This window comes from Streptomyces eurythermus, from assembly GCF_014649115.1.
GTDB lineage: Bacteria > Actinomycetota > Actinomycetes > Streptomycetales > Streptomycetaceae > Streptomyces > Streptomyces eurythermus.
This window is the reverse complement of the sequence record NZ_BMSK01000015.1, coordinates 224,399-248,953: the sequence shown is the minus strand read 5'-3', so window position 1 is coordinate 248,953 and position 24,555 is coordinate 224,399. Positions and strand designations below refer to the sequence as shown.

Annotated in this window: 21 protein-coding genes and 1 tRNA gene; 16 read left to right on the top strand and 6 right to left on the bottom strand. The window is 70.1% G+C overall.

The features are described from left to right. Window positions 1-374: 374 nt before the first annotated feature. From IE251_RS27870 to IE251_RS27855, 4 genes are all read left to right on the top strand, one after another. A complete protein-coding gene (locus IE251_RS27870) occupies window positions 375-632 on the top strand; it encodes a helix-turn-helix domain-containing protein (protein ID WP_189755739.1) in 258 nt (85 codons plus the stop codon). A 155-nt stretch (window positions 633-787) separates the two neighbouring features. Further along, a complete protein-coding gene (locus IE251_RS27865) occupies window positions 788-1,000 on the top strand; it encodes an excisionase family DNA-binding protein (protein WP_019983959.1) in 213 nt (70 codons plus the stop codon). Continuing rightward, window positions 1,000-2,151, top strand: a complete 1,152-nt coding sequence (locus IE251_RS27860; RefSeq protein ID WP_189755738.1) for a tyrosine-type recombinase/integrase — start codon at window positions 1,000-1,002, stop codon at window positions 2,149-2,151. Before IE251_RS27865 ends, IE251_RS27860 begins: the two co-directional genes overlap by 1 nt. A gap of 215 nt (window positions 2,152-2,366) precedes the next feature. Then, a complete protein-coding gene (locus IE251_RS27855) occupies window positions 2,367-3,173 on the top strand; it encodes an SPDY domain-containing protein (protein ID WP_189755767.1) in 807 nt (268 codons plus the stop codon). 923 nt (window positions 3,174-4,096) lie between these two features. On the opposite strand, the gene IE251_RS27850 is transcribed toward IE251_RS27855, so the two are convergent. Continuing rightward, window positions 4,097-4,170: transfer RNA gene (locus IE251_RS27850), tRNA-Gly, on the bottom strand. 498 nt (window positions 4,171-4,668) lie between these two features. On the opposite strand from IE251_RS27850, the gene dcd reads away from it, so the two are divergent. After that, window positions 4,669-5,244 carry a dCTP deaminase gene (gene dcd / locus IE251_RS27845; protein ID WP_030620657.1) on the top strand — a complete coding sequence of 192 codons (576 nt, stop codon included), beginning with the start codon at window positions 4,669-4,671 and terminating at the stop codon, window positions 5,242-5,244. A gap of 13 nt (window positions 5,245-5,257) precedes the next feature. Then, entirely contained in the window at window positions 5,258-5,761 is a 504-nt protein-coding gene (locus tag IE251_RS27840) for a phosphoribosyltransferase (RefSeq protein ID WP_189755737.1), read from the top strand. 84 nt (window positions 5,762-5,845) lie between these two features. Here IE251_RS27840 and IE251_RS27835 read toward each other — a convergent pair whose 3' ends face one another. Then, window positions 5,846-6,907: a YIP1 family protein gene (locus tag IE251_RS27835; RefSeq protein ID WP_189755736.1), complete on the bottom strand. Its 1,062-nt coding sequence runs from the start codon at window positions 6,905-6,907 to the stop codon at window positions 5,846-5,848. Between the two features lie 86 nt (window positions 6,908-6,993). Between IE251_RS27835 and IE251_RS27830 the strand changes: the two genes are divergently transcribed. Further along, the gene (locus tag IE251_RS27830; protein ID WP_030620648.1) at window positions 6,994-7,332 is read left to right on the top strand and encodes an antibiotic biosynthesis monooxygenase family protein; all 339 of its coding nucleotides are present in this window, start codon (window positions 6,994-6,996) and stop codon (window positions 7,330-7,332) included. Between the two features lie 113 nt (window positions 7,333-7,445). On the opposite strand, the gene IE251_RS27825 is transcribed toward IE251_RS27830, so the two are convergent. Continuing rightward, on the bottom strand, window positions 7,446-9,728 hold the full coding sequence (locus IE251_RS27825; RefSeq protein WP_189755735.1) for a (Fe-S)-binding protein: 2,283 nt from the start codon (window positions 9,726-9,728) through the stop codon (window positions 7,446-7,448). Window positions 9,729-9,928: 200 nt separating this feature from the next. Here IE251_RS27825 and IE251_RS27820 point away from each other — a divergent pair, with 200 nt between their 5' ends. The 5 genes from IE251_RS27820 to IE251_RS27800 all read left to right on the top strand — a co-directional run bounded on the left by IE251_RS27820 (window position 9,929) and on the right by IE251_RS27800 (window position 15,228). After that, window positions 9,929-10,954 (top strand): MraY family glycosyltransferase, encoded by a 1,026-nt coding sequence (locus IE251_RS27820; RefSeq protein ID WP_189755734.1) that lies wholly within the window; start codon window positions 9,929-9,931, stop codon window positions 10,952-10,954. Window positions 10,955-11,048: 94 nt separating this feature from the next. Next, window positions 11,049-12,884 carry a molecular chaperone DnaK gene (gene dnaK / locus IE251_RS27815; RefSeq protein ID WP_189755733.1) on the top strand — a complete coding sequence of 612 codons (1,836 nt, stop codon included), beginning with the start codon at window positions 11,049-11,051 and terminating at the stop codon, window positions 12,882-12,884. Next, complete coding sequence (gene grpE, locus IE251_RS27810) at window positions 12,881-13,552, top strand: nucleotide exchange factor GrpE (RefSeq protein WP_189755732.1); 672 nt, start codon at window positions 12,881-12,883, stop codon at window positions 13,550-13,552. The genes dnaK and grpE overlap by 4 nt, the downstream gene beginning before the upstream one ends. A gap of 33 nt (window positions 13,553-13,585) precedes the next feature. Next, window positions 13,586-14,752 carry a molecular chaperone DnaJ gene (gene dnaJ, locus IE251_RS27805; protein ID WP_189755731.1) on the top strand — a complete coding sequence of 389 codons (1,167 nt, stop codon included), beginning with the start codon at window positions 13,586-13,588 and terminating at the stop codon, window positions 14,750-14,752. A 5-nt stretch (window positions 14,753-14,757) separates the two neighbouring features. Continuing rightward, window positions 14,758-15,228: a heat shock protein transcriptional repressor HspR gene (locus IE251_RS27800; protein ID WP_189755730.1), complete on the top strand. Its 471-nt coding sequence runs from the start codon at window positions 14,758-14,760 to the stop codon at window positions 15,226-15,228. A 53-nt stretch (window positions 15,229-15,281) separates the two neighbouring features. Here the strand turns inward: IE251_RS27800 and IE251_RS27795 are convergent, their stop codons facing one another. Continuing rightward, complete coding sequence (locus tag IE251_RS27795; protein ID WP_189755729.1) at window positions 15,282-16,727, bottom strand: PA14 domain-containing protein; 1,446 nt, start codon at window positions 16,725-16,727, stop codon at window positions 15,282-15,284. A gap of 291 nt (window positions 16,728-17,018) precedes the next feature. Between IE251_RS27795 and IE251_RS27790 the strand changes: the two genes are divergently transcribed. Together IE251_RS27790 and IE251_RS27785 are read left to right on the top strand one after the other, a co-directional pair. Further along, entirely contained in the window at window positions 17,019-18,125 is a 1,107-nt protein-coding gene (locus IE251_RS27790) for a sugar ABC transporter substrate-binding protein (RefSeq protein ID WP_189755728.1), read from the top strand. A gap of 234 nt (window positions 18,126-18,359) precedes the next feature. Then, the gene (locus IE251_RS27785) at window positions 18,360-19,400 is read left to right on the top strand and encodes a helix-turn-helix transcriptional regulator (RefSeq protein ID WP_189755727.1); all 1,041 of its coding nucleotides are present in this window, start codon (window positions 18,360-18,362) and stop codon (window positions 19,398-19,400) included. A gap of 15 nt (window positions 19,401-19,415) precedes the next feature. On the opposite strand, the gene IE251_RS27780 is transcribed toward IE251_RS27785, so the two are convergent. Next, the gene (locus IE251_RS27780) at window positions 19,416-20,420 is read right to left on the bottom strand and encodes a helix-turn-helix domain-containing protein (RefSeq protein ID WP_189755726.1); all 1,005 of its coding nucleotides are present in this window, start codon (window positions 20,418-20,420) and stop codon (window positions 19,416-19,418) included. A 346-nt stretch (window positions 20,421-20,766) separates the two neighbouring features. Here IE251_RS27780 and IE251_RS27775 point away from each other — a divergent pair, with 346 nt between their 5' ends. Next, on the top strand, window positions 20,767-21,102 hold the full coding sequence (locus IE251_RS27775) for a Rieske (2Fe-2S) protein (RefSeq protein WP_030790839.1): 336 nt from the start codon (window positions 20,767-20,769) through the stop codon (window positions 21,100-21,102). Window positions 21,103-21,247: 145 nt separating this feature from the next. On the opposite strand, the gene IE251_RS27770 is transcribed toward IE251_RS27775, so the two are convergent. Further along, complete coding sequence (locus IE251_RS27770) at window positions 21,248-21,661, bottom strand: pyridoxamine 5'-phosphate oxidase family protein (RefSeq protein ID WP_189755725.1); 414 nt, start codon at window positions 21,659-21,661, stop codon at window positions 21,248-21,250. Window positions 21,662-21,774: 113 nt separating this feature from the next. On the opposite strand from IE251_RS27770, the gene clpB reads away from it, so the two are divergent. Further along, entirely contained in the window at window positions 21,775-24,372 is a 2,598-nt protein-coding gene (gene clpB / locus IE251_RS27765) for an ATP-dependent chaperone ClpB (RefSeq protein ID WP_189755724.1), read from the top strand. Window positions 24,373-24,555: the final 183 nt, after the last annotated feature.

Genomic DNA, 24,555 nt, shown 5'->3' with positions numbered 1-24,555 from the left:
CGGCCTCTCCGGGGCTGTCGTCAACATAGCCACACCCAGTGCGGACAAGTCCAGCCCCAAACGGCCAGATCTCTGACGGCAGAAAGGCAGTCGGAAAACAGGTCGGAGAGGGCGGTGGGAAAACGGTAGGGCACGATCGGCCGCTGACCAAATAGTTGCCCAGGAACCCGAGCCAGAAGGATCACATCGGCAAACCGTTGACGTCTGCGGGCGGCGAAGCTACAACACAACACCCCACGTCAGACGGGCTGTCGACGGTGCTCGACACGCGTGCTTGCGACGGGGGCGTACCCCCGTGTGCCGTGTGCGCGGGGCGCAACATAGCCGACGATCGCCGGTTAACCAAACCGGCGAGTGCACGCTACAACGGAGCCATGGCAGCACGTTCACTGGAAATCGGCCCAGCCGGAATAAGGGCCGCCCGAAACATCGAAATTCTCCGCACCGAGCGCGGCCTACCGCAGCGGGAGCTTGCCGCTCGTGTCACTGCTCTCGGCCGGCCGATGTCCAACACGATGCTGTCCCGCATCGAACGCGCCCAGCGACGCTGCGACATCGACGACCTGGTCGCCCTCGCACAGGCGCTGCACGTGCCGGTCCCGGCCCTCCTCCGCGGCCCAGCGACCGCCTGAACCCGACTTCGCCACCCCGAACCACCACGCCACCCCCCACCTCCAGAATCGCCGCGCCACCTCCGCCCCGAGTGAGGAGCCACCGCCCTTGCACCCACCCGCAATACCCCCTGCCCGCTTCCGCCTTCAGTGCGCCCCGAAGGAGGTGATCACCAATGGCTGACCGTCTGCTGACGGTGGGCGAGGCCGCCGAACAACTCGGCACGGGCGAACGGTTCGTGCGCCGCCTCATCGCCGAACGCCGCATCCGCTACGTCAAGCTCGGCCGCCCGGTCCGCATCCCGGAGAGCGCCGTCACCGAGTACATCGAGGCACGCACCGTCGAGCCGGTCCGCCGCACCCGCCTCCGGTACGGGAGGGCAGCCTGATGGCAGGACGCAGACCCCAGCGCCGACGCGAGTTCGGCACCGTACGCCGGCTCGCCTCCGGCCGGTGGCAGGCCCGTTACGTCGGCCCGGACGGGACCCGTCACAAGGCCCCCGAGACGTTCGACACCAAGACCGACGCGCAGGACTGGCTCAACCTGGTCCGCGCGGACATCGACCGCAACCGGTGGCGGAACCCGGACGCCGGCGCGGTCAACTTCGAGAAGTACGCCCTGCGGTGGCTGGAGGAACGCGGTCTGGCACCGACCACGGTCGACCGCTACAGCGGCCTGCTCCGCCTGCACATCCTGCCAACGTTCGGCGGCAAGGACCTGGACGAAGTCACCCCGCCCTCCGTCCGCGCCTGGCGTGCCGAACGGCGGAAGGAGACGGGCGCCACCACGGTCGCCAAGTCGTACCGGCTGCTGAAGGCGATCCTGCAGACCGCGGTCGACGACGACCTGCTCCCGACCAACCCGTGCCGCATCAAGGGCGCCGGCAAGGAGGAGGCCGACGAGCGCCCCACCGCGACCGTGGAGCAGGTCTTCGACCTCGCCGACGCCATGGGTCCGCGCTGGCGGCTCATGGTCCTGCTCGGCGCCTTCGCCTCCCTCCGCCCCGAGGAACTGGCCGAGCTGCGCCGCCACAGTGTCGATCTCGACGAGTGCTCCCTGCGTATCACGCACGCGTCGCCGGAGCTGACGAACGGCAGGCGGGTCACCGGCGCCCCCAAGACCCGAGCGGGCAAGCGCACCGTGTACCTGCCCGACTTCCTGCTGCCGGAGCTGCGCCGGCACCTTCGGTGGTTCGCGGAGAAGGAGCCGGACGGCCTCCTCTTCGTCGGTGAGAAGGGCGCCCCGTTCCGCCGCTCGACCTTCGGCCGCAAGTGGCGCAAGGCGAGGAAGCAGGTCGGCATGCCGGGCAACTTCCGCTTCTACGACCTGCGGCACACCGGCAACACCCTCGCCGCCGACACCGGCGCCAAGCTGAAGGACCTCATGGTCCGCGCCGGCCAGTCCTCGGAGCGCGCCCAGCTGATCTACCAGCACTCGACGGCGAAGCACCAGCGCAAGCTGGCCCAGGGCATCGACGCCGAGGTCCGGCAGCAACTGAGCGAGTCGCTCGCCGACAAGCGCACAGCGCGCGAAGGATGAGGACGCACGCACGCGGGTCCGGCCGGTTCACGCAGGGCCAGGCGCAACCTGTCCGGCTCACAGCACAGCGCTACCCGGGTGATGCCCACGGACTTCCTCGGGGTCCTTTGTCAGGAGCCGCCCGAGGTCGCCGTAAAACTGGCCTGGCAGTCTCCCGTTCAGCCACCGCCTCGTCCCCGCTGCACCGCGTGCGGAGGCCAATAGATCCCCTCACCCTGGAGGTGCCCCTGAACCCTGACATCCCGCTCGACCCCTCCGCCCCCGGCCAGATCCCGGCGGCCTGCTGGGTCGGCCCCCGCCACCTGGCCGGCGACGACGGCCGCCTCTATGACACCCTCGCCGCTATGGGCTGGACGAGCCTGACGATGGTCCGCGGCCTGCGGGAGCCGGACGAGGCACCGGAGGACCGGCAGGTTGTGCGCAGCACCGTCCTGCACCTCAGCCCCGATACCCTGCGGTGGGCCCAATGGGTCCTGGCGGACGAGCCTTTCCTGCTCGGGGACCTGCCGATCGCCTGGCACGTATCGGCCCGTGCGGACACGAGCAGTCCGCTCGCGCAGTGGTCGGCGTACTTCACCCCCGATGTCCCCGGGGAGGCCATCGCCGACTTCCTCGTCGCGCTCGACGCACGCCGGCACCCCGCAACCCCGTGCGGCGGCACCGAGCTGGTCCTTGAGGCCGTCACCGGGCACGGCTGGCTCCTCGACATCGACCAGCCGCACACGGGAGCGATGGACGCGACCTTCACCACCCACCTCAGCTACGGCACGGTGCCGCCCCTCATCCAGGACGGCGCCCCCCAGACCCTCACCCGCGACGTGGGGGAGGAGCTGGAGGGGTGGCAGGCGTGGGCCGAGCCGGTGCTCGGCGGGGGGTGCCTGTGGGCGGCATCCTTCAGCTCCGGCGTCCCCCACGACCTGGTCGCCGCCTTCGCCCGCTCGGTCAGCTCCACCGCGCCAGTCCTGCGCCGGGTGCTCCCGGAGAGCACCCGGGACCGACTCCTGCGCGCTCCGGCCATCTGACGGCCCAGCCCGATGCGGGCGGATAAACCCGAGGGCCTGTGGACCGGGGCCGTTACGCGCCCGCACTACGACATGGCCCCGGTCGCTTCCGCCCCGACCGGAATGGTGAAGCCCGGCATCCCATTGGGTGTCGGGCTTCACCATGCTCGGAAAGCGTGGACATCGCCGAGGTTGGCGCGGCAGCCGTCGGGACGTTGGACAACCGCGAGGCCGTGAGCCGGTCCGGGACCTCTGCTGGTCCAAGGGCGTTGAAGGTCCCGCCGCTGCCCCCGCTCGGTCAGACGAGGCGGAACTGTTGGTGGTTGCCGTCGCCACCCGGGGCCTGGACCAGTTCGGTGCCGCTCAGCAGCGACTCCGCACGGACGACGTGATGGCGAACGGCCTCCTCAGTGCCGACGAGTACGCCGAGTACATCGCGGAAGACTCGACTCTTCCCGGCGATCACTGGGCCCGCAGCCAGGTGGAGGGCTCCTGTCCGCGGACGGGGCGAGCGCCGGGGGCCGCCCCGGCGCCGGCCGTGGCAGTGACGCTCTCCGGGAAAAGAGAGCCCGCTCCTCCCTCTTGGACGACCTCTACTGGACGAGGCCCGGCACCAACGGCAGTCCGCGAACGGAAGCTAGGAGTGGCCCGCTCCGTCCTCGAACTCCGTTGCTGGACGAGGGCCGGCCCATCACGTGGCCCTGGACGTAGCCGCACCCGGCTTCGCGTACGCGACTTCACACGAATCCAGCCTGCTTATGGTGCGGATCACACGAAATCGATCTCACGATGCGAGATGGCCCGGCACCCCATGGCTCCCAACTGCCACGCAAGACCCCTCAGCCCGCCCCTTCACCTCGACTTAGGGCACGCGAAGGGCACGCCGCCCTCGAATTGGTCTAGACAACAAACAAACCCCAGGCCGCTGACCTGGGGTTTTTCTCTGGAGCGGGTGACGAGAATCGAACTCGCGCTCTCAGCTTGGGAAGCTGATGTTCTACCATTAAACTACACCCGCGTATGTACGGACATGGGGTTCGGAGAATCCCTTGTCCGGACGCTCGCTCACTCTACATCATCTCGGGAGCCGAGTGTTCTCAGGGCGTGGGATCCGGCTGCGAGGGGCGTGAGTTGGGGCGTACCGTGGGGGCCGGAGTGCCGCCTGGTGAGTCGTCTCTTTGATCCCGTAATGTGGCTTTTGGCGTCCGGGCAGAACGCCGGACGCGGCTCTTGGGGAAGGGACTTGAGGGACTTGATGCAACGCACCGTCGTCCGCTGCGCGGACGGGCACGTCTTCAGCACCGCTTCGTTCCCGATGCAGCAGGCCGAGCGGCTCGGCCCCGGCCGGCTCGTGCGGTGTCCGCGATGCGCCCGGCTGCGGAGCGCGGTGCCTGTCGTGTTGGAGAAGCGGTAGGCGGGAGAGCAGGACCGCACCGGCCGTAGTCGGGGCGTGACGGGGAGCGCGCGGCGCCGTCGTGATTGCGATGGTTCCGCGCGCCTTGCGTATCCTCGCTACGTGCTTCTCTCAGACAAGGACATCCGGGCCGAGATCGACGCCGGGCGGGTACGGATCGATCCCTATGACGAATCCATGGTGCAGCCGTCGAGCATCGACGTGCGGCTGGACCGGTACTTCCGGGTGTTCGAGAACCACCGCTACCCGCACATCGACCCCTCCATCGAGCAGGCGGACCTGACGCGGCTGGTGGAGCCGGACGGGGACGAGCCGTTCATCCTGCACCCCGGGGAGTTCGTGCTCGCCTCCACCTACGAGGTCATCACGCTGCCCGACGACCTCGCCTCGCGACTCGAGGGGAAGAGTTCGCTCGGGCGGCTCGGGCTGGTCACGCACTCCACCGCCGGGTTCATCGACCCCGGCTTCAGCGGGCACGTCACCCTCGAGCTGTCCAACCTCGCCACGCTCCCCATCAAGCTGTGGCCGGGCATGAAGATCGGGCAGCTGTGCATGTTCCGGCTGACCTCGCCCGCCGAGTCCCCGTACGGCAGTGAGCGCTACGGCTCGCGGTACCAGGGGCAGCGCGGGCCGACCGCCTCGCGGTCCTTCCTCAATTTCCATCGGACCCAGGTGTGAGGGCTACCACAGCATGAGCAGCGCAGACGTGCGGGAGAATCTGACCTACGAGCGGTTCGGCACCGCTGTCCGGGAGCTGGCGCAGACCATCGCCGACGACGGGTACGAGCCCGACATCGTGCTGAGCATCGCCCGGGGCGGTGTCTTCGTCGCTGGCGGGCTCGCCTACGCCCTCGACTGCAAGAACATCCACCTGGTCAACGTGGAGTTCTACACCGGTGTGGGGACCACCCTGGAGATGCCGGTCATGCTCGCCCCCGTTCCCAACGTGATCGACTTCTCCGACAAGAAGGTCCTGATCACCGACGACGTCGCCGACACCGGCAAGACGCTCAAGCTCGTCCGTGACTTCTGCCTGGACACCGTCGCCGAGGTGCGCTCCGCGGTGGTCTACGAGAAGTCCCACTCGCTCGTGAAGTGCGAGTACGTGTGGAAGCGGACCGACGACTGGATCAACTTCCCCTGGAGCGTCGAGCCGCCCGTCGTGAAGCGGTCCGGGCAGGTTCTCGACGCCTAGCCTCCGGCGCGCGGACGTAGAAGACATGGGAAAGGGGCCCCGTGCGGGGGCCCCTTTCCTGTGCGCCGGTAAACCAGCCGGTACTTAGAACGTGCCGAGCTTCACGATCGACAGCAGCGCGATCAGCTGGATCGCCGACGCGCCCAGCGCCCTCGGCCAGGGCAGGTCGTGGGAGCGGGAGACCATCAGGGTCAGCAGGGCGCCGGCGCCGATCCAGGTGGCCCAGCCGAGGATCTGGACGAAGCCGGCGTCGCCGCCGAAGAACATGGCGACGATCAGCCGGGGCGCGTCGGTGAGGGCTGTGATCAGCATGGACAGGCCCACCGTGGGCTGCCAGGCGCCGTCGCCGCCGAGCTGGCGGGCCAGGGTGTGGGTGACCGCGCCGAGGACGAACAGGCCCAGCACCATCACGACCGCCGTCACCAGCACGATCGGCACCGCGTTGGACAGGGTGGCGCTGATCGCGTCCTGGCGGGCGCCGTCGAAGCCGAAGACGGCGAGGAGGCCGTAGAGGAAGGTCACGATGAGGGCGGGGATCCACATCGTGTAGTCCCGCATGCGCAGGAACGTCTCGTTCGGGGCGAGCACGATCCCCTTCAGCAGGTCCTTCCAGTGCAGCGGCGGGCCGATCGGGGCGGCCGGCGCGGCGGCCGAGCCGGCCTGGTAGGTCGCCCCCTGGGTGTAGGTCGCGGCCTCGTCGACCGAGAACGCCTGGGTGTGGCCCGGCTGGTTCGCCGCGTAGGGGTCGTGCGTGCCGTGGCCGCCGCCCGGGTAGCCGCCGTCGCCGAAGTACTCGGGGCCGTCGTCGGCACCGCCGCCCGGGTAGCCGTAGGGCTGTCCCGGCTGTCCCTGGTGCGGGTACGGCGGCTGGGGCGCCGACGGGTAGCCGTACGAGGGGCCCGCGGGACCCGAGGGGCCCGGGCGGCCGTGCGGCGGCTGCCCGTACGCCGGTCCGCCGGGCTGCGCGGGGCCGTGCCCGTGTCCGTACGACGGTCCCTGGGGCGCCTGCTGTCCTTGGGGGGTACGGTCGTCCCTGCCCCCGCGTCCGATCCTGAATCCAGCCACGTCATCGAACGTACCTGGTCCGGCGGGCCCGCGTGACGGGGCCTGTGGCCTTCGCCCGGCTTTGCGGCCGACCTGTGACATCCCCTAAGGGACCGTCAGGCACCTCACCCTGAATTCCCTCGGGGTTCCACGCCGTTCGGCGGGGCCTGATGGTCCAGGATGGGTCCATGAGCGTAGTGAAGATCAACGTGCTGACCGTTCCCGCCGAGCAGCGGGAGGTGCTGGAGAAGCGGTTCGCCTCGCGGGCCCACGCGGTGGAGAACTCCGACGGCTTCGAGTGGTTCGAGCTGCTGCGGCCCGTGGAGGGCACCGACCAGTACCTCGTCTACACCCGCTGGCGGGACGAGGAGTCCTTCCAGGCCTGGATGGAGGGGCCGATGAAGGCCGCGCACCAGGGCGGCGGCGAGGGTGGCGGCGAAGGCGGCGAGCGTCCGAAGCCGGCCGCCTCCGGCTCGACCCTGTGGTCCTTCGACGTGGTCCAGCAGGCCGGCCCCAAGGGCGCCTGAGCCGGGCCGACAGCGGATACCGGCCCCGACGACACCTGAGCCGGATGCCCAGGACACGACGGCGCCCCCTGCCTGTGCGAAGCAGGGGGCGCCGTACGTCGGGGGGAGCGGAGCTACTTCACCGGCTCCGGCTCCGGCGCGCTCTCGGTCTCCGCGTCACCCGCCGGGTCGACCGGCGTCTTGACGGACTCCAGGAGCAGCTGGGCGACGTCGACCACCTGGATCGACTCCTTCGCCTTGCCGTCGTTCTTCTTGCCGTTCACCGAGTCGGTGAGCATGACGAGGCAGAACGGGCAGGCGGTGGAGACGATGTCCGGGTTGAGGGACAGGGCCTCGTCGACGCGCTCGTTGTTGATGCGCTTGCCGATCCGCTCCTCCATCCACATCCGGGCGCCGCCGGCGCCGCAGCAGAAGCCGCGTTCCTTGTGGCGGTGCATCTCCTCGTTCCTGAGGCCCGGGACCTTGCCGATGATCTCGCGCGGGGGCGTGTAGATCTTGTTGTGGCGGCCCAGGTAGCAGGGGTCGTGGTAGGTGATGATGCCCTCGACCGGGGTGACGGGGATCAGCTTGCCCTCGTCCACCAGGTGCTGGAGCAGCTGGGTGTGGTGGATGACCTCGTAGTCGCCGCCGAGCTGCGGGTACTCGTTGCCGATCGTGTTCAGGCAGTGCGGGCAGGTCGCGACGATCTTCTTCGCGGACTTCGGCTTCCGCGACTCCGGGGTGACCTTGCCGTCGTCGTCCAGTTCCTCGCCGAACGCCGTGTTCAGGGCCATGACGTTCTCCATGCCCAGCTCCTGGAACAACGGCTCGTTGCCCAGGCGGCGGGCGGAGTCACCGGTGCACTTCTCGTCGCCGCCCATGATCGCGAACTTCACGCCCGCGATGTGCAGCAGCTCGGCGAAGGCTTTGGTGGTCTTCTTGGCGCGGTCCTCCAGGGCACCGGCGCAGCCGACCCAGTACAGGTACTCGACCTCGGTGAGGTCCTCGATGTCCTTGCCGACGACCGGGACCTCGAAGTCGACCTCCTTGGTCCACTCCAGGCGCTGCTTCTTCGCCAGGCCCCAGGGGTTGCCCTTCTTCTCCAGGTTCTTGAGCATCGTGCCCGCCTCGGAGGGGAAGGCGCTCTCGATCATCACCTGGTAGCGGCGCATGTCCACGATGTGGTCGACGTGCTCGATGTCCACCGGGCACTGCTCGACGCAGGCGCCGCAGGTGGTGCAGGACCACAGCACGTCCGGGTCGATGACGCCGTTCTCCTCGGCGGTGCCGATCAGCGGGCGCTCGGCCTCGGCCAGCGCGGCCGCGGGCACCGAGGCGAGCTGCTCCTCGGTCGCCTTCTCCTCGCCCTCCATGGTCTTGCCGCCGCCCGCGAGCAGGTACGGCGCCTTGGCGTGCGCGTGGTCCCGCAGGGACATGATCAGCAGCTTCGGCGAGAGCGGCTTGCCGGTGTTCCAGGCGGGGCACTGCGACTGGCAGCGGCCGCACTCGGTGCAGGTGGAGAAGTCCAGCAGGCCCTTCCAGGAGAACTGCTCGACCTGGGAGACGCCGAAGACGTCGTCCTCGCCCGGGTCCTCGAAGTCGATCGGCTTGCCGCCCGAGGTCATGGGCTGGAGCGCGCCGAGCGCGGTGGAGCCGTCGGCGTTGCGCTTGAACCAGATGTTCGGGAAGGCCAGGAAGCGGTGCCAGGCCACACCCATGTCGGTCTTCAGCGAGACCGTGATCATCCAGATGAAGCTGGTCGCGATCTTCAGGCCGGCGAAGAAGTAGGTGAGGTTCTGGAGCGTGGAGAGGTCCATCTCGCGCAGCCAGGCGACGACCGGGTACGAGATGAAGAACGAGGCCTCGTAGCCGTCGACGTGGTGCTGGGCGCCTTCGAGGGCGTGCAGCATGAAGATGCAGACGCCGACGATGAGGATGACGGTCTCGACGAAGTACGCCTGGCCGAAGTTGGAGCCGGCGAAGCGGGACTTGCGGCCCGGGTCGCGCGGGTGGCTCAGCTGGCGGACCGCGATCAGCACGAGGATGCCGATCACGGTCATCGTGCCGATGAACTCGACGTAGACGTTGTACGGTGCCCAGTCGCCGAGGACCGGCAGGATCCATTCCGCCTTGAACAGCTGCCCGAACGCGTTGACGATCGTCAGCAGCAGGGTGAAGAAGCCGACGGCGACGAACCAGTGCGCCACGCCCACGATGCCCCAGCGGTTCATCCGGGTGTGGCCGAGGAACTCCCGGACCACGGTCAGGGTGCGCTGGGTGGGATCGTTGGTCCGCGTGCCGGCCGGTACCGGCTGGCCCAGCCGCATGTGGTTGTAGATCTGGAGGAGGGCGCGGCCGAACAGTGCCACGCCGACCACGATCAGGACCAGCGACACGATGATCGCGGCGAGTTGCATTGGGGCTCCTGAAGCGGCCTCGGTCGGAACGAGCTGTCTGGGCTGACGAACATTACTAAGCGGTAACTTATGCAGTCCGTCTGAGACTACCCCCATCTTCCGTCGGGATGCAGCAGAGCGCGGGGTGATCTGGATCGCCGCCAGGCAATCGGATCGTGTTATTCGTACCGAATTGATACTTTCGCCCCTACCTTAGAGCCGTGCTCTACGGGATCGCCGCCGCTACCGCCGCCCTCCTCCTGACCGCCGTGCTCGCCGCGGCGCTCCGGGCGCCCGCCCTGCGGGCCGGGATCCTCGACCGGCGCCGGCAGCGTCCCCTCCCGCTGCTCGGCGGGCTCGCCGTGGTGGCCGTCACCTGCCTGGTCGCCGGGATGGGGCAGTGGAGCCGGGTGGCCCCGCTCGGGGAGGGCGTCGGGGAACTGCTGACGGCCGCCGCCGCGATCGCCGCCCTCGGCCTGGTGGCCGACGTGTGGCGGCTGCGCGCGCGCGTGCTCGCCGCCGGGACGGCCGTGGCGGCGGTCTGGGTGGTGCCCTACGACGACACCGGTCTGCCCGGCGGGCTGCTGGCCGTCGGCTGGATCGTGCTCACCACCCTCGCCTTCCGGGGGCTCGACCACGCCGACGGGCTGGCCGGGACGGTCGGGGTGATCACCGCCTTCGGGGTGGGCGCCTGTGCCGCCGCCGAGGTGATGGACGGCCTCGCCGTACTGCTGAGCGTGGTCGCCGCCGCCCTCACCGGCTTCCTGATGCACAACTGGCATCCCGCGCGGATCGGCCTCGGCGCCTGCGGCTCGCTGTTCACCGGGTTCGTGCTGTCCTCCGCCGTCGTCTTCACGCGCGCGGGGTACGCGCTCGGGCCGAGCGCGGCGGTGGTGTTCTGCCTGGGTGCCGTCGCCGTCGCCGACGCCCTGCTCGTGGTGCTCGCCCGGACCACCGCCCGGCGCCCGCTGCTGCGGCGCGGCCCGGACCACCTCGCGCACCGGCTGCGCCGGCTCGGGCTCACCCCGCCGGGATCGGTCGTGCTGCTGGGGGCGGCCTCGTTCTCCTCGGTGCTGGTGGGGGTACTGGTGCACGCGGGGTGGACGGGGGAGGGTGCCGCGCTCTGGGTCGGCGGCGCGGTCGTCGTCGCCGTGGTCGCCCTCGTACTCCTTCGGATGCCTGTCCAGCACCCTCCTCGTACGGCGTCTACGCAGGTCAGCGGGCACTTGCGTGTAAGGAGCGGATAAGAGTTGAGTCCGTTTGACTCAGGTCTGTTGACCCCGCGGGTCTCCTCGGGCACACTTGAGCCTGTTCCACTCAAGTCAGCTGGAGGAATCAACCATGGCACGTGCGGTCGGCATCGACCTGGGCACGACTAACTCCGTCGTCAGCGTTCTGGAGGGCGGCGAGCCCACCGTCATCACCAACGCCGAGGGTGCCAGGACCACGCCGTCCGTCGTCGCCTTCGCGAAGAACGGCGAGGTGCTCGTCGGCGAGGTGGCCAAGCGCCAGGCGGTCACCAACGTCGACCGGACCATCCGGTCCGTCAAGCGCCACATGGGCACCGACTGGAAGATCGGGCTGGACGGGAAGGACTTCAACCCGCAGCAGATCTCCGCGTTCATCCTGCAGAAGCTGAAGCGGGACGCCGAGGCCTACCTGGGCGAGAAGGTCACGGACGCGGTCATCACCGTCCCGGCCTACTTCAACGACTCCGAGCGCCAGGCGACGAAGGAGGCCGGCGAGATCGCCGGTCTGAACGTCCTGCGGATCGTCAACGAGCCGACCGCCGCGGCGCTCGCCTACGGCCTCGACAAGGACGACCAGACGATCCTCGTCTTCGACCTCGGCGGCGGCACCTTCGACGTGTCGCTGCTGGAGATCGGTGACGGCGTCGTCGAGGTGAAGGCCACCAACGGCGACAACCACCTCGGTGGTGACGACTGGGACCAGCGCGTCGTCGACTACCTGGTCAAGCAGTTCCAGTCCGGCCACGGTGTGGACCTGTCCAAGGACAAGATGGCCCTCCAGCGCCTCCGTGAGGCCGCCGAGAAGGCCAAGATCGAGCTGTCCTCCTCCACCGAGACCTCGATCAACCTGCCGTACATCACGGCGTCCGCCGAGGGCCCGCTGCACCTGGACGAGAAGCTCACCCGCGCCCAGTTCCAGCAGCTGACGGCCGACCTGCTGGAGCGCTGCAAGACGCCGTTCCACAACGTCATCAAGGACGCCGGCATTTCCATCAACGAGATCGACCACGTCGTGCTCGTCGGTGGCTCCACCCGTATGCCCGCCGTCGCCGAGCTCGTCAAGGAGCTGACCGGCGGCAAGGAGGCCAACAAGGGTGTGAACCCGGACGAGGTCGTCGCCATCGGCGCCTCGCTCCAGGCCGGTGTCCTCAAGGGTGAGGTCAAGGACGTCCTGCTGCTCGACGTCACCCCGCTGTCCCTCGGCATCGAGACCAAGGGCGGCATCATGACCAAGCTGATCGAGCGCAACACCACGATCCCGACCAAGCGCTCGGAGATCTTCACCACGGCCGAGGACAACCAGCCGTCGGTGCAGATCCAGGTCTACCAGGGCGAGCGCGAGATCGCGGCGTACAACAAGAAGCTCGGCATGTTCGAGCTGACCGGTCTGCCGCCGGCGCCGCGCGGCGTCCCGCAGATCGAGGTGTCCTTCGACATCGACGCCAACGGCATCATGCACGTCACGGCGAAGGACCTCGGCACCGGCAAGGAGCAGAAGATGACCGTCACCGGCGGCTCCTCGCTCCCGAAGGACGAGGTCGACCGCATGCGCGAGGAGGCCGAGCGCTACGCGGAGGAGGACCACAAGCGCCGCGAGGCCGCCGAGACCCGCAACCAGGGCGAGCAGCTCGTCTACCAGACCGAGAAGTTCCTCAAGGACAACGAGGACAAGGTCCCCGGCGAGGTCAAGACCGAGGTGGAGTCCGCCGTCGCCGAGCTGAAGGAGAAGCTCAAGGGCGAGGACACCGCCGAGATCCGCACCGCCACCGAGAAGGTCGCGGCCGTCTCGCAGAAGCTGGGCCAGGCCCTGTACGCCGACGCCCAGGGCGCCCAGGCCGCCGGCGGCGCCACCGCCGGTGACGCCAAGGACGACGACGTCGTGGACGCCGAGATCGTGGACGACGAGCGCAAGGACGGTGCCGCGTGACGGAGGAGACCCCGGGCTTCGAGGAGAAGCCCGACGTCCCCTCCGGCGCCACCTCCGACGACGCCGAGCCGAAGGCCGCCTCCGAGGAGGGGGCGGCCCCGGCCGGGGACGGGAACGCAGAGAACGCCGGCCTGGTCGCCCAGCTGGACCAGGTGCGCACGGCGCTCGGCGAGCGCACGGCGGACCTCCAGCGCCTCCAGGCCGAGTACCAGAACTACCGCCGCCGCGTCGAGCGCGACCGGGCCGCGGTCAAGGAGATCGCCGTGGCGAACCTCCTGACCGAGCTGCTCCCGGTGCTCGACGACATCGGCCGGGCACGGGAACACGGCGAACTGGTCGGCGGCTTCAAGTCGGTGGCCGAGTCGCTGGAGACCGTCGCGGCCAAGATGGGCCTGCAGCAGTTCGGCAAGGAGGGCGAGCCCTTCGACCCGACGATCCACGAGGCCCTGATGCACAGCTACGCGCCGGACGTCACGGAGACGACCTGCGTGGCGATCCTCCAGCCGGGGTATCGCATCGGCGAGCGCACCATCCGCCCCGCGCGGGTGGCCGTGGCCGAGCCGCAGCCCGGCGCGCAGTCCGTCAAGGCGGACCAGGCGGAGGACGCCGCCGAGGAGAACACCGCGGCGGACGGCGACAAGGAGAACGGTGGCCCGGACGAGGGCTGACGTGACAACGCAGGGGAAGGAGGGACGTCGGGGATGAGCACCAAGGACTTCATCGAGAAGGACTACTACAAGGTCCTCGGCGTCCCCAAGGACGCCACCGAGGCCGAGATCAAGAAGGCGTACCGGAAGCTCGCCCGCGAGTTCCACCCGGACGCCAACAAGGGCAACACCAAGGCCGAGGAGCGGTTCAAGGAGATCTCCGAGGCGAACGACGTCCTCGGCGACCCCAAGAAGCGCAAGGAGTACGACGAGGCGCGCGCGCTGTTCGGCAACGGCGGCTTCCGCCCCGGACCGGGCGCGGCCGGCGGCTCCTTCAACTTCGACCTGGGCGACCTGTTCGGCGGCGCCGCCCAGGGCGGAGGCTTCGGCGGCGGCATCGGTGACGTCTTCGGGGGCTTGTTCAACCGGGGCGGCGCCGCGGGTCCGCGGACCCAGCCCCGGCGCGGCCAGGACGTCGAGTCCGAGGTGACGCTGAGCTTCACGGAGGCCATCGAGGGCGCCACGGTGCCGCTGCGGATGTCCTCCCAGGCGCCCTGCAAGGCCTGTTCGGGCACCGGCGACAAGAACGGCACACCGCGCGTGTGCCCGACCTGCGTCGGCACCGGGCAGGTCGCACGGGGCTCCGGCGGCGGCTTCTCGCTCACCGACCCCTGCCCCGACTGCAAGGGCCGCGGTCTGATCGCCGAGCACCCCTGCGAGGAGTGCAAGGGCAGCGGACGCGCCAAGTCGTCGCGGACGATGCAGGTCCGCATCCCCGCGGGGGTGACCGACGGCCAGCGCATCCGGCTGCGCGGCAAGGGCGCGCCCGGCGAGCGGGGCGGCCCGGCCGGCGATCTGTACGTGGTCGTGCACGTCGGGGAGCACCCGGTGTTCGGGCGCAAGGGCGACAACCTCACCGTCACCGTGCCGGTGACGTATCCCGAGGCGGCCCTCGGCGGGGAGGTGCGGGTGCCGACCCTCGGCGGCCCGCCCGTCACCCTGAAACTGCCCCCCGGCACCCCGAACGGCCGTACGATGCGGGCCCGGGGCAAGGGCGCGGTCCGCAAGGACGGCACCCGCGGCGATCTGCTGGTCACCGTGGAGGTGCGTGTTCCCAAGGACCTGTCGGGGAAGGCTCGTGACGCGCTGGAGGCGTATCGCGAGGCGACCGCGGGCGAGGACCCGCGGGCGGAGCTGTTCGAGGCCGCGAAGGGAGCTTGAGAGAGATGGATGGCCGTCGTCCCCGCCAGCGCGGGGGTTTCTCACCGTACGAACTGACCGATGAGACCCCGGTCTACGTCATCTCGGTGGCGGCCCAGCTCTCCGGACTCCACCCGCAGACGCTGCGCCAGTACGACCGTCTGGGCCTGGTCTCCCCCGACCGCACCGCCGGCCGGGGGCGGCGCTACTCGGCCCGTGACATCGAACTGCTCCGCCAGGTGCAGCAGTTGTCGCAGGACGAGGGCATCAACCTGGCCGGCATCAAGCGGATCATCGAGCTGGAGAACCAGGTCGCCGCGCTCCAGTCCCGGGTCGCGGAGCTGGAGGCGGCCCTGGACGGCGCGGCGGCGGCGATGCGCCAGCGCGAGGCCGCGGTGCACGCCTCCTACCGGCGCGACCTGGTGCCGTACCAGGAGGTCCAGCAGACCAGCGCGCTGGTGGTGTGGCGGCCCAAGCGGCAGCAACAGCAGGACTGACGGCGCGTACAGGCGCATGTGAAGAGGGGCCCGGACACCGGGCCCCTCTTCTTCTACGCTCCGGCGCCGCCGGTGGCGGGCTCGGTGCCCGGCTCCGCCGGTGCGCCCAGCTCGGTGGCGACCACCACGTCGGCCTCGCCGGTCAGCTTGTAGATGGAGTTCCCCGACGCGTCGACGGCGTCGACGAAGAAGCAGCGGTCCTCGCCGTCGGGGACCGTGGTGTACCGGTAGGAGGTGACATCGGGCGTCAGCCAGGCGACCTCGGAGGCGGCGCAGACGCTGTCCTCGCCGTCGCTGAGGAGCAGGCCCCCGTGGACGGAGTACCGCAGCAGGTCGGGCGCCGGGTTCCGGTCCCAGGTCAGCTCGAAGCCGTCGTCGGTCGGGGTGGCCTTCAGCCCGGTGACGGGCGGTGGCGGGGTGACGTCCCGGCGCGTGCCGGTCAGGGCGGCGGACCGGGCGGACTCGTTGCCCGCCGCGTCCACCGCGGTCACCTGGTAGGCGTAGGCGGTGCCCACCACGGCCGTGGCGTCCCGGTAGGACGGCTCCGCCGCGCTGCCGAGGCGGGTGTACGTGCCGTTCGCGCTCGTCGCCCGGTAGACCCGGTAGGAGGCCGCGCCGGGGACGGAACTCCAGCCAAGACCCAGCCCGTTCTCCTCGGAGGCGTCGGTGACCTCCAGGCCGGAGGGCGCGCCCGGCGCGGTGCGGTCGGCTGTGGTGACGGGCTTGTCGGCCGTTCCGGCGGACTCGTTGCCGGCCTTGTCGTAGGCGCGGACCTCGTAGTAGAAGCTCTCGCCGGTCACCGGGAGGGTGGTGTCGGTGTAGCTCGTGCCGGTGGTCGCCGCCAGCGGCACGGCCTTGAACGGGGAGCCGCTCGGCCGCCGGTAGACGCGGTAACCGGCGAGGTCCATCTCCTTGTTCTTCGACCAGCTCACCTTGGCCCGGCCGGTCACGGCGTCGTACGACACCGAGTCCCCGGACGGCACCAGGGGCTTGACCTTGTCCACATCCGGCGTGGTGCGGGGGGTGTAGGAGAAGGAGACGTCCGCGGCGCCGGTCCAGTTGACGAAGTCCACGCGGAGCGTGTGCCTGCCGGACGGGATCGTGACGTTGACGGTCTTCTTCTGGGTCGTGGAGACGTTCTTCCACAGGTCGACCTTGCGGGTGCCGTCCAGGTAGACCCGGATGCCGTCCTGGGCGGTGACCGGCAGGGCGAAGGGCCCGCCGGAGCCGAAGTCGCGGGTCACCGTCCAGCGGACGCCGAAGTTGTCCTTGGGCAGGCCGGTGGCCGGGGCGCCGGTGCCCCACTTCTCGGCCACGGCGGTGTCGCAGTCCGTCTTCTTCGGGGTGCCCGTGAAGGTGGTGTTCGCGAAGAACTGCCGCTGGTAGGTGGGGGAGGCGCAGGTCGCGGCGGCGGACGCGGTGGGGGCGACGGCGCTCAGCAGGGCGCCGGCTGCGGCGAGCACGACCGCCGTCGCGGTCGCTCGTCTGGCTGGGTTCATTCGTTCCTCTGATCGAATCGGAGTGCGGCCCGCGGCCGCCGGCGATCACGACTCATGGGGAACCGGGTTGGTTGTACGGGTCTGGCCGTCCCGTGAACTTCCTTGGAATGGAGGGCCGGTAAAGGCCCCTTGCAGGTGGTTTCGCGTGACCTTCACAGAGGCAGCTGAGCGTGGTGTTGCGCACTCGTTAAGTGATTTTTCTTGACGCCGGGTGGGCGCTCCGCGTTGTCTTTTCAGACATCTGGTCGTAGCGCAGTACCCCTCCGTACCACACCTGAAGTGAGCCCCCGAATGCGTCGTATCGCCATATCCGTGGCCGCCTCCACGATGACCCTCTCGCTCGCCGGCTGCGGCGTGCTGAACGCGTCGGAGGACGGGGCGAGCGCGAGCCCGACCAAGGGCGACGACGTCACCGTGGGCCTGCTGCTGCCGGAGAAGGCCAACACCCGCTACGACAAGTTCGACTACCCCATCATCAAGCGCAAGGTCGCCGAACTCACCAAGAACAAGGGCAAGGTCGAGTACGCCAACGCCGAGGCGAGCGCCGCCCGCCAGGTCGAGCAGCTGCGGAACATGATCGACGCCAAGGCCGACGTCATCCTGCTGGACGCGGTGGACGCGCACGCCATCGCCGGCGAGGTGCAGAAGGCCAAGGACGCGGGCATCCCGGTCATCGCCTACGACCGCCTGGCCGAGGGGCCGATCGACGCCTATGTCTCCTTCGACAACGAGCTGGTCGGCGAGGTGCAGGGCCGGACCCTGATGGAGGCACTGGGCTCGACCGCCGACATCTCCGACAAGATCGTGATGATGAACGGCTCGCCCACCGACCCCAACGCCAAGCAGTTCAAGCAGGGCGCGCTCTCCGAGCTGAACGGCAAGGTGACGATCGCCGACAGCTACGACACCACGGACTGGAAGCCGGAGAACGCCGAGGCGAACATGGCCAAGGCGATCGCCAAGCTCGGCAAGGCGAACATCGCCGGTGTGTACTCCGCCAACGACGGCATGGCGGGCGGTGTCATCAAGGCCCTGAAGGCGGCCGGCGTCACCAGTCTGCCCCCGGTCACCGGCCAGGACGCCGACCTGGACGCGGTGCAGCGGGTCGTGGCCGGCGAGCAGTACATGAGCGTCTACAAGTCCTACCCGGACGAGGCCGAGGCCGCCGCGCAGATGGCCGTCATGCGCGTCCAGGGCAAGGACATCCAGTTCGACGCCCTCACCCGGGACCGGGTGGACAGCCCCACCACCAAGGACATCCCGGCGCGGCTGCTCCAGGTGAGCGCGCTGACCAGGAGCAGCGTCAAGGACACGGTCATCGCCGACGGCATCTACTCGGCCGAGGACATCTGCACCGCCAAGTACAAGTCCGCCTGCGCGGCGATCGGGCTGAAGTGACCGGACCTGTGCGTGAACCGGTGGTGAGCCGGTCCGGTGCGTGACCGGCGGTGCCGGAGCCGCCGGTGCGCCGCCACCCCCGTCCTGATGTGATGTGAAGGCCGAGCACCACGCAAACCCGGGCGGAACGGGACCACTTGGGCGGTGCCGTCGGGGCACCCGTGTTGCGGACCCGGTCGGCGCCGCGCATAGTTGCGCTGCGGAAGTGGCAGCACACCGGGGGTGAAATGGGCGATGGCCGGGCACGGGGCGGAGGAGCATCCTCACGGTGCCGACCGGCTGTGTGAGGCCGGGGATCGGGTGTACTCCCGTGCCGTGCGCCGGGGGCGGGTGCCGCGCTCGGACGCCGAGCCCGTGCCCTGCCTGCTGGACCTGGCGCTGCTGCACCCCGATCCCGACGACATGGACTGGCTGGTGCCGACCTCCCCGCAGGAGGTCATGACCCGGCTGCTGCGCGGGGTCTACGACGAGGTCAGCGCGAGCCAGCGGCGGGTGGGCTCGGCGGTGGCCGCGTTCGAGTGGTACGCGGGCCTGGGCCGGCAGCGGGACGCCCTGGCGGCACCGGCCGAGCGCAGCGCCATCCGGGTCCTGGACGGGCTGGCCCGCATCCAGGCCGCGATGGACGAGGCGACCGAGGCCTGCACCACCGAGGTGCTCACCGTGCAGCCCGGCGGCATCCGCCGGGAGGCGGAGCTCACCGAGGGCCTGCACCGGGCGCTGGCGCTGCGCGGCCGGGGCGTGCGGATGCGCGACCTGTACACGCATGTGGCGCGGCACGGGCAGGGGCTGCTGAACTACCTGGAGCTGATGGGCGACACGGTGGAGGCCCGGACCCTGGACGAGGTCATCGACCGGCTGATCCTCTTCGACCGCACGGTGGCCTTCATCCCCGCCAACACCGACCGCACGATGGCCCTGGAACTGCGCCACCCGGCGCTGGTGGAGTATCTGGTGACGGTCTTCGAGCGGCTGTGGCGGCTGGCCATCCCGCTGACGGCGCCGCTGCCGGACACCGGCATCGAGGGGATCTCGCACCGGGAGCAGTCCATCGCCGCGCTGCTGGCGGAGGGCCACCAGGACGCGGTGATCGCCGAGCGGCTGGGCATCAGCGTGCGTACCTGCCGGGCGCACATCGCCCGGCTGTCGGAGACCCTGGGCGCGGCCAGCCGGACCCAGCTCGGTGTGCGCATCGCCCAGGTGGGCCTGGACGGCCACCGTCCGCCCCGGCCGGCCGGGGCGATGGCCGGCGCGGAGCCGGAACCCCCGGCGGGCTGAACCGGGCGGGCCGGCTCAGTGGTCGCGGTCCAGGATGCCGGACTGGGCGATGAGATAGCCGAGCTGGGCGCGGCTGCCGCTGCCGAGGGCGTGGGCCAGCTTGGCTATGTGGGCCCGGCAGGTGCGCACGTTCATGCCGAGGCGGCGGGCGATGGCCTCGTCCACATGCCCCTCGACCAGGAGCTTGGCTATGGAGTGCTGGACCTCGGTGATGCCGTCGGAGGCGGTCTCGTAGGGGGCGCCGGCGCTCAGCGGGACCGCGCGGGCCCACATGAACTCGAAGACCTTGATCAGATAGCGGACGAGCCCGGGGTGGCGCAGTTCGAGCGCGATCTCCCCGTCGTCCCGGGTGGGGATGAAGGCCACCGTCTCGTCGCAGATGATCAGCCGCTCGGCCAGTTCGTCGATCGTCCGGTACTCCACCTTGCCGTCGGCGAACTGGGCCACGTAGGCCAGCGTCTCGGGGCTGTAGCGGGCGGGGTGCTGGTAGAGGGTGCGGATGCGGCAGCCCCGCTCGATCAGCGGGCGGTCGCGCTCCAGGGCCTTGGCGAGGGTGTGTTCGAGCCGTCGGCGGCTCGGCTGGACCGTGAGCATCTCGCTCTGGCACTGGGAGGTGGCCAGATCCAGCGCCGCGTTGATCCGGTCAAGCCCTTCCAGCACGGTGATGGAGTGGGTGGTCGCCGTGGGCTGGGCACTGATGTGCATGAACGGCTCGAAGGCGTCGGCGAGTTCGATGGACTCCCGGCGGCGCTGGCTGATCTCCTGCTCGATCGGGTTGAGCCGCTGGGCCAGGGCGATCGCCGGGGGCACCGGGCGCAGCCAGTTGGGGTCGTCGGGGTCGGGGTGGAGGAGGGCGAATTCCATCAGGCAGGGCGCGGTCTCCACGTCGGCACGGGCTATGCGGCCCGTCCGGAGAGCGTTCCCGTACAGACGGCTCCCCTCCGGGCACAGGTCGGTCAGCCCGTGGGGATGTGTCCGTTTAATCTCGTTTATCGCCAAATCTCCACCCCCCAGGGTCATGAACGTGCAGGAACATGATGCATCGTTTGTGTGGCCATGACGTGCCGGAATGGGCCATCGTCGTATCCGGACGGGGGAGAGGTGACCTTCACATGAGGACGAAGCCGACTATGCATAAGACAATGCTTCGCTCGGCGCTTGTCGCCGCCTTCTCCGCCGCCTTGGCCTTCGGCGTACTGACCGGTCATGCGGGGACGAAGGATGCTGTCGCTCAGGACAGCAGTTGGCGCGTACAGGCCGCTGCTGGCGCCGGCGCCGGTGACAGCAGCTGGGTGATCGTGGCGTCCGATGTCCCGGGCGACAGCTCGTGGGTCCCCCCCGCGGACAGCAGTTGGGCCGTGGAGTCATGACAACTCCACCCGACGACCGCTCCTTCCGTCGCGAAATGGCCACCGCCTACCGGTCCGGCTGGCATTTCATCGACCTGGTCACCGCCATCCCCCACAGCGGTGATTCGCTGATGGTGACCGTGTTCGGTGAACCGGTCGTCGTCACCCGGGACGAGGACGGCGACGTGCGGGCGTACCGGTGCCTGCGCAGGCCGCGTGGCGCCCCGCAGCCGGTGCGGTGTGCCATCCGGTACGGAATGATCTTTGTGAACCTGGACCAGCGGGACCACCGGCTCTCCGAGCCGACGGACTCCGACCTGAGGACCATCTCGGCCACCCCCCGCAGTGCCTGACGCGATTCCCCCGTCGTAAAAGATCGCTCAGGCGCTTCCCCCCGCAGCGGCGTCACCGTGACCTGAACACGGTGACGCCGCTGCCGTTTGCGGGGATATATCGAGGTATGCAGACATTTCCATGCTGGCCGAAAATCGCCGTTCATCAGGCGTTGCCGAGCATCCGGGAGACCTCGATCTCGATCACCACGCGCGCCGGATTCGGCCGGGGCGCGCGCTGGTAGCGCTCGGCGTAGCGCCGCTCCGCCTCGGCCACCCGCTCCGGCTCGGTCCGCACCCGCGCCCGCCCCTCCAGCGTCGCCCAGCGCCGGCCGTCCACCTGGCACACCGCGACCCGGGCGCCCGCCTCGCCGGCCGCCGCCACGTACCGGGCCTTCGCGCTGGTCCCGCTGGTGATCACCCGGGCCAGCCGGGCCCCGGCCTCGTACGTCACCCCCACCGGGACCACGTGCGGGCTGCCGTCCGGGCGCAGCGTCGTCAGGGTGCACAGATGCCGTTCGCGCCAGAAGGCGAGGTGCGACTCGTCGGGAGCGGACGGGTCCGCGGAGTTCCTCGTCATGCGCGCAACCTAGCCCGTCGGTACTCCCGTTCGAAGCTTGAGTGGAATAGACTCAACTTTGTGTACGCTGGTTAAGTCAGCACTGGGAAGCGGTCGAGGAGGAGAACGCAGACGTGGACGCCGAGCTGACCAACAGGAGCCGGGACGCGATCAACGCCGCGAGCAATCGCGCCGTCACCGGGGGGCACCCGGACCTCACCCCCGCCCACCTGCTGCTGGCTCTGCTCCAGGGGCGGGACAACGAGAACATCACCGACCTGCTGGCCGCGGTCGACGCCGACCAGGCCGCCGTACGCTCCGGCGCCGAGCGGATCCTGGCCGGGCTGCCCAGCGTGACCGGGTCCACCGTGGCGCCGCCGCAGCCCAACCGCGAGCTGCTGGCCGTGATCGCCGACGCCGGCGAGCGGGCCAAGGAGCTGGGTGACGAGTACCTGTCCACCGAGCACCTGCTGATCGGGATCGCCGCGCAGGGCGGTGCCGCGGGCGAACTGCTCACCCGGCAGGGCGCCGACGCCAAGAAGCTGCTGGAGGCCTTCAAGAAGGCCAGGGGAGGACGCCGCGTGACCACCGCCGACCCCGAGGGCCAGTACAAGGCCCTGGAGAAGTTCGGCACCGACTTCACCGCCGCCGCCCGCGAGGGCCGGCTGGACCCGGTCATCGGACGGGACCAGGAGATCCGGCGGGTCGTCCAGGTGCTCAGCCGCCGTACGAAGAACAACCCGGTCCTCATCGGCGAGCCCGGCGTCGGCAAGACCGCCGTCGTGGAGGGGCTCGCCCAGCGGATCGTCAAGGGCGACGTGCCCGAGTCGCTGAAGGACAAGCGGCTGGTCGCGCTCGACCTCGGCGCGATGGTGGCCGGCGCCAAGTACCGCGGCGAGTTCGAGGAGCGGCTGAAGGCCGTCCTCGCCGAGATCAAGGACTCCGACGGCCAGATCATCACCTTCATCGACGAGCTGCACACCGTCGTGGGCGCCGGCGCCGGCGGCGACTCGGCCATGGACGCGGGCAACATGCTCAAGCCCATGCTCGCCCGCGGCGAGCTGCGCATGGTCGGCGCCACCACCCTGGACGAGTACCGGGAGCGGATCGAGAAGGACCCCGCGCTGGAACGCCGCTTCCAGCAGGTCCTGGTCGCCGAGCCCTCCGTCGAGGACACCATCGCCATCCTGCGCGGGCTGAAGGGCCGCTACGAGGCCCACCACAAGGTGCAGATCGCCGACAGCGCGCTGGTGTCCGCCGCGACCCTGTCCGACCGGTACATCACCTCCCGCTTCCTGCCGGACAAGGCCATCGACCTGGTGGACGAGGCCGCCTCCCGGCTGCGCATGGAGATCGACTCCTCCCCGGTGGAGATCGACGAGCTCCAGCGCGCCGTCGACCGGCTGAGGATGGAGGAGCTGGCGATCGGCAAGGAGACCGACCCGGCCTCCCGCGAACGGCTGGAGAAGCTGCGCCGCGACCTCGCCGACAAGGAGGAGGAGCTGCGCGGCCTCACCGCCCGCTGGGAGAAGGAGAAGCAGTCCCTCAACCGGGTCGGCGAGCTGAAGGAGAAGCTCGACGACCTGCGCGGACAGGCCGAGAGGGCCCAGCGCGACGGCGACTTCGACACCGCGGCCAAGCTGCTGTACGGCGAGATCCCGCAGCTGGAGAAGGAGCTCGAGGCCGCCTCCGCCGCCGAGGAGGAGGCCGCCCGGGACACCATGGTCAAGGAGGAGGTCGGCGCCGACGACATCGCCGACGTGGTCGCCGCCTGGACCGGCATCCCGGCCGGCCGGCTGATGGAGGGCGAGACGCAGAAGCTGCTGCGCATGGAGGAGGAGATCGGCAAGCGGCTGATCGGCCAGGGCGAGGCCGTACGCGCCGTGTCGGACGCCGTACGCCGCTCCCGGGCCGGCATCGCCGATCCCGACCGCCCCACCGGCTCCTTCCTCTTCCTCGGCCCGACCGGTGTCGGCAAGACCGAACTGGCCAAGGCGCTCGCGGACTTCCTCTTCGACGACGAGCGGGCCATGGTCCGCATCGACATGTCGGAGTACGGCGAGAAGCACAGCGTGGCCCGGCTGGTCGGCGCGCCCCCCGGCTACGTCGGCTACGAGGAGGGCGGCCAGCTCACCGAGGCCGTCCGGAGGCGCCCGTACAGCGTGGTGCTGCTGGACGAGGTGGAGAAGGCCCACCCGGAGGTCTTCGACGTCCTGCTCCAGGTGCTGGACGACGGCCGGCTCACCGACGGCCAGGGCCGCACGGTCGACTTCCGCAACACGATCCTGGTGCTCACCTCCAACCTGGGCAGCCAGTTCCTGATGGACCCGCTGACCAGCGAGGAGCAGAAGCGGGAGCAGGTGCTGGAGGTGGTGCGGGCCTCGTTCAAGCCCGAGTTCCTCAACCGGCTGGACGACCTGGTGGTCTTCTCGTCGCTGACCAAGCCCGAGCTGGAGCGGATCGCCCGGCTCCAGATCGACCGGCTCGCCCGGCGGCTGGCCGAGCGGCGGCTCACCCTGGACGTCAGCCCCGAGGCACTGGCCTGGCTCGCGGAGGAGGGCCTGGACCCGGCCTACGGCGCCCGCCCGCTGCGCCGCCTGGTGCAGAGCGCCATCGGCGACCGGCTGGCCAAGGAGATCCTGTCCGGCGAGGTCAAGGACGGCGACACGGTCCGCGTGGACCGCTTCGGCGAGGGCCTGCTGGTGGGCCCGGCCACCGGCAAGACGCTCTGACGCGCCCTTCGGCCCCGGGCCGGGGGACCCGGCCCGGGGCCGAGCGGTCTCCCCTGGCACCCCGGCCCGGAGCCGAGCGCTCTGACACGGCCCTTCAGCTCAGGGCTGAGCGGTGGGTCGGGGCTTGCCACGCCCCTCCCCGCATGGGGGAGGATGGCGGCATCCGCATGAAGGGAAAAACAC

Bases quoted from the DNA above. Each gene is read 5' to 3' on its own strand.
- IE251_RS27835 (WP_189755736.1), bottom strand. From the start codon at position 6,907: ATGTCACAGGTCGGCCGCAAAGCCGGGCGAAGGCCACAGGCCCCGTCA.
- IE251_RS27785 (WP_189755727.1), top strand. From the start codon at position 18,360: ATGGCCGGGCACGGGGCGGAGGAGCATCCTCACGGTGCCGACCGGCTG.
- IE251_RS27825 (WP_189755735.1), bottom strand. From the start codon at position 9,728: ATGCAACTCGCCGCGATCATCGTGTCGCTGGTCCTGATCGTGGTCGGC.
- IE251_RS27830 (WP_030620648.1), top strand. From the start codon at position 6,994: ATGAGCGTAGTGAAGATCAACGTGCTGACCGTTCCCGCCGAGCAGCGG.
- dnaJ (WP_189755731.1), top strand. From the start codon at position 13,586: ATGAGCACCAAGGACTTCATCGAGAAGGACTACTACAAGGTCCTCGGC.
- IE251_RS27795 (WP_189755729.1), bottom strand. From the start codon at position 16,727: ATGAACCCAGCCAGACGAGCGACCGCGACGGCGGTCGTGCTCGCCGCA.
- IE251_RS27840 (WP_189755737.1), top strand. From the start codon at position 5,258: ATGAGCAGCGCAGACGTGCGGGAGAATCTGACCTACGAGCGGTTCGGC.
- IE251_RS27780 (WP_189755726.1), bottom strand. From the start codon at position 20,420: ATGACCCTGGGGGGTGGAGATTTGGCGATAAACGAGATTAAACGGACA.
- IE251_RS27775 (WP_030790839.1), top strand. From the start codon at position 20,767: ATGACAACTCCACCCGACGACCGCTCCTTCCGTCGCGAAATGGCCACC.
- IE251_RS27770 (WP_189755725.1), bottom strand. From the start codon at position 21,661: ATGACGAGGAACTCCGCGGACCCGTCCGCTCCCGACGAGTCGCACCTC.
- IE251_RS27800 (WP_189755730.1), top strand. From the start codon at position 14,758: ATGGATGGCCGTCGTCCCCGCCAGCGCGGGGGTTTCTCACCGTACGAA.
- IE251_RS27790 (WP_189755728.1), top strand. From the start codon at position 17,019: ATGCGTCGTATCGCCATATCCGTGGCCGCCTCCACGATGACCCTCTCG.
- dnaK (WP_189755733.1), top strand. From the start codon at position 11,049: ATGGCACGTGCGGTCGGCATCGACCTGGGCACGACTAACTCCGTCGTC.
- IE251_RS27865 (WP_019983959.1), top strand. From the start codon at position 788: ATGGCTGACCGTCTGCTGACGGTGGGCGAGGCCGCCGAACAACTCGGC.
- IE251_RS27860 (WP_189755738.1), top strand. From the start codon at position 1,000: ATGGCAGGACGCAGACCCCAGCGCCGACGCGAGTTCGGCACCGTACGC.
- IE251_RS27870 (WP_189755739.1), top strand. From the start codon at position 375: ATGGCAGCACGTTCACTGGAAATCGGCCCAGCCGGAATAAGGGCCGCC.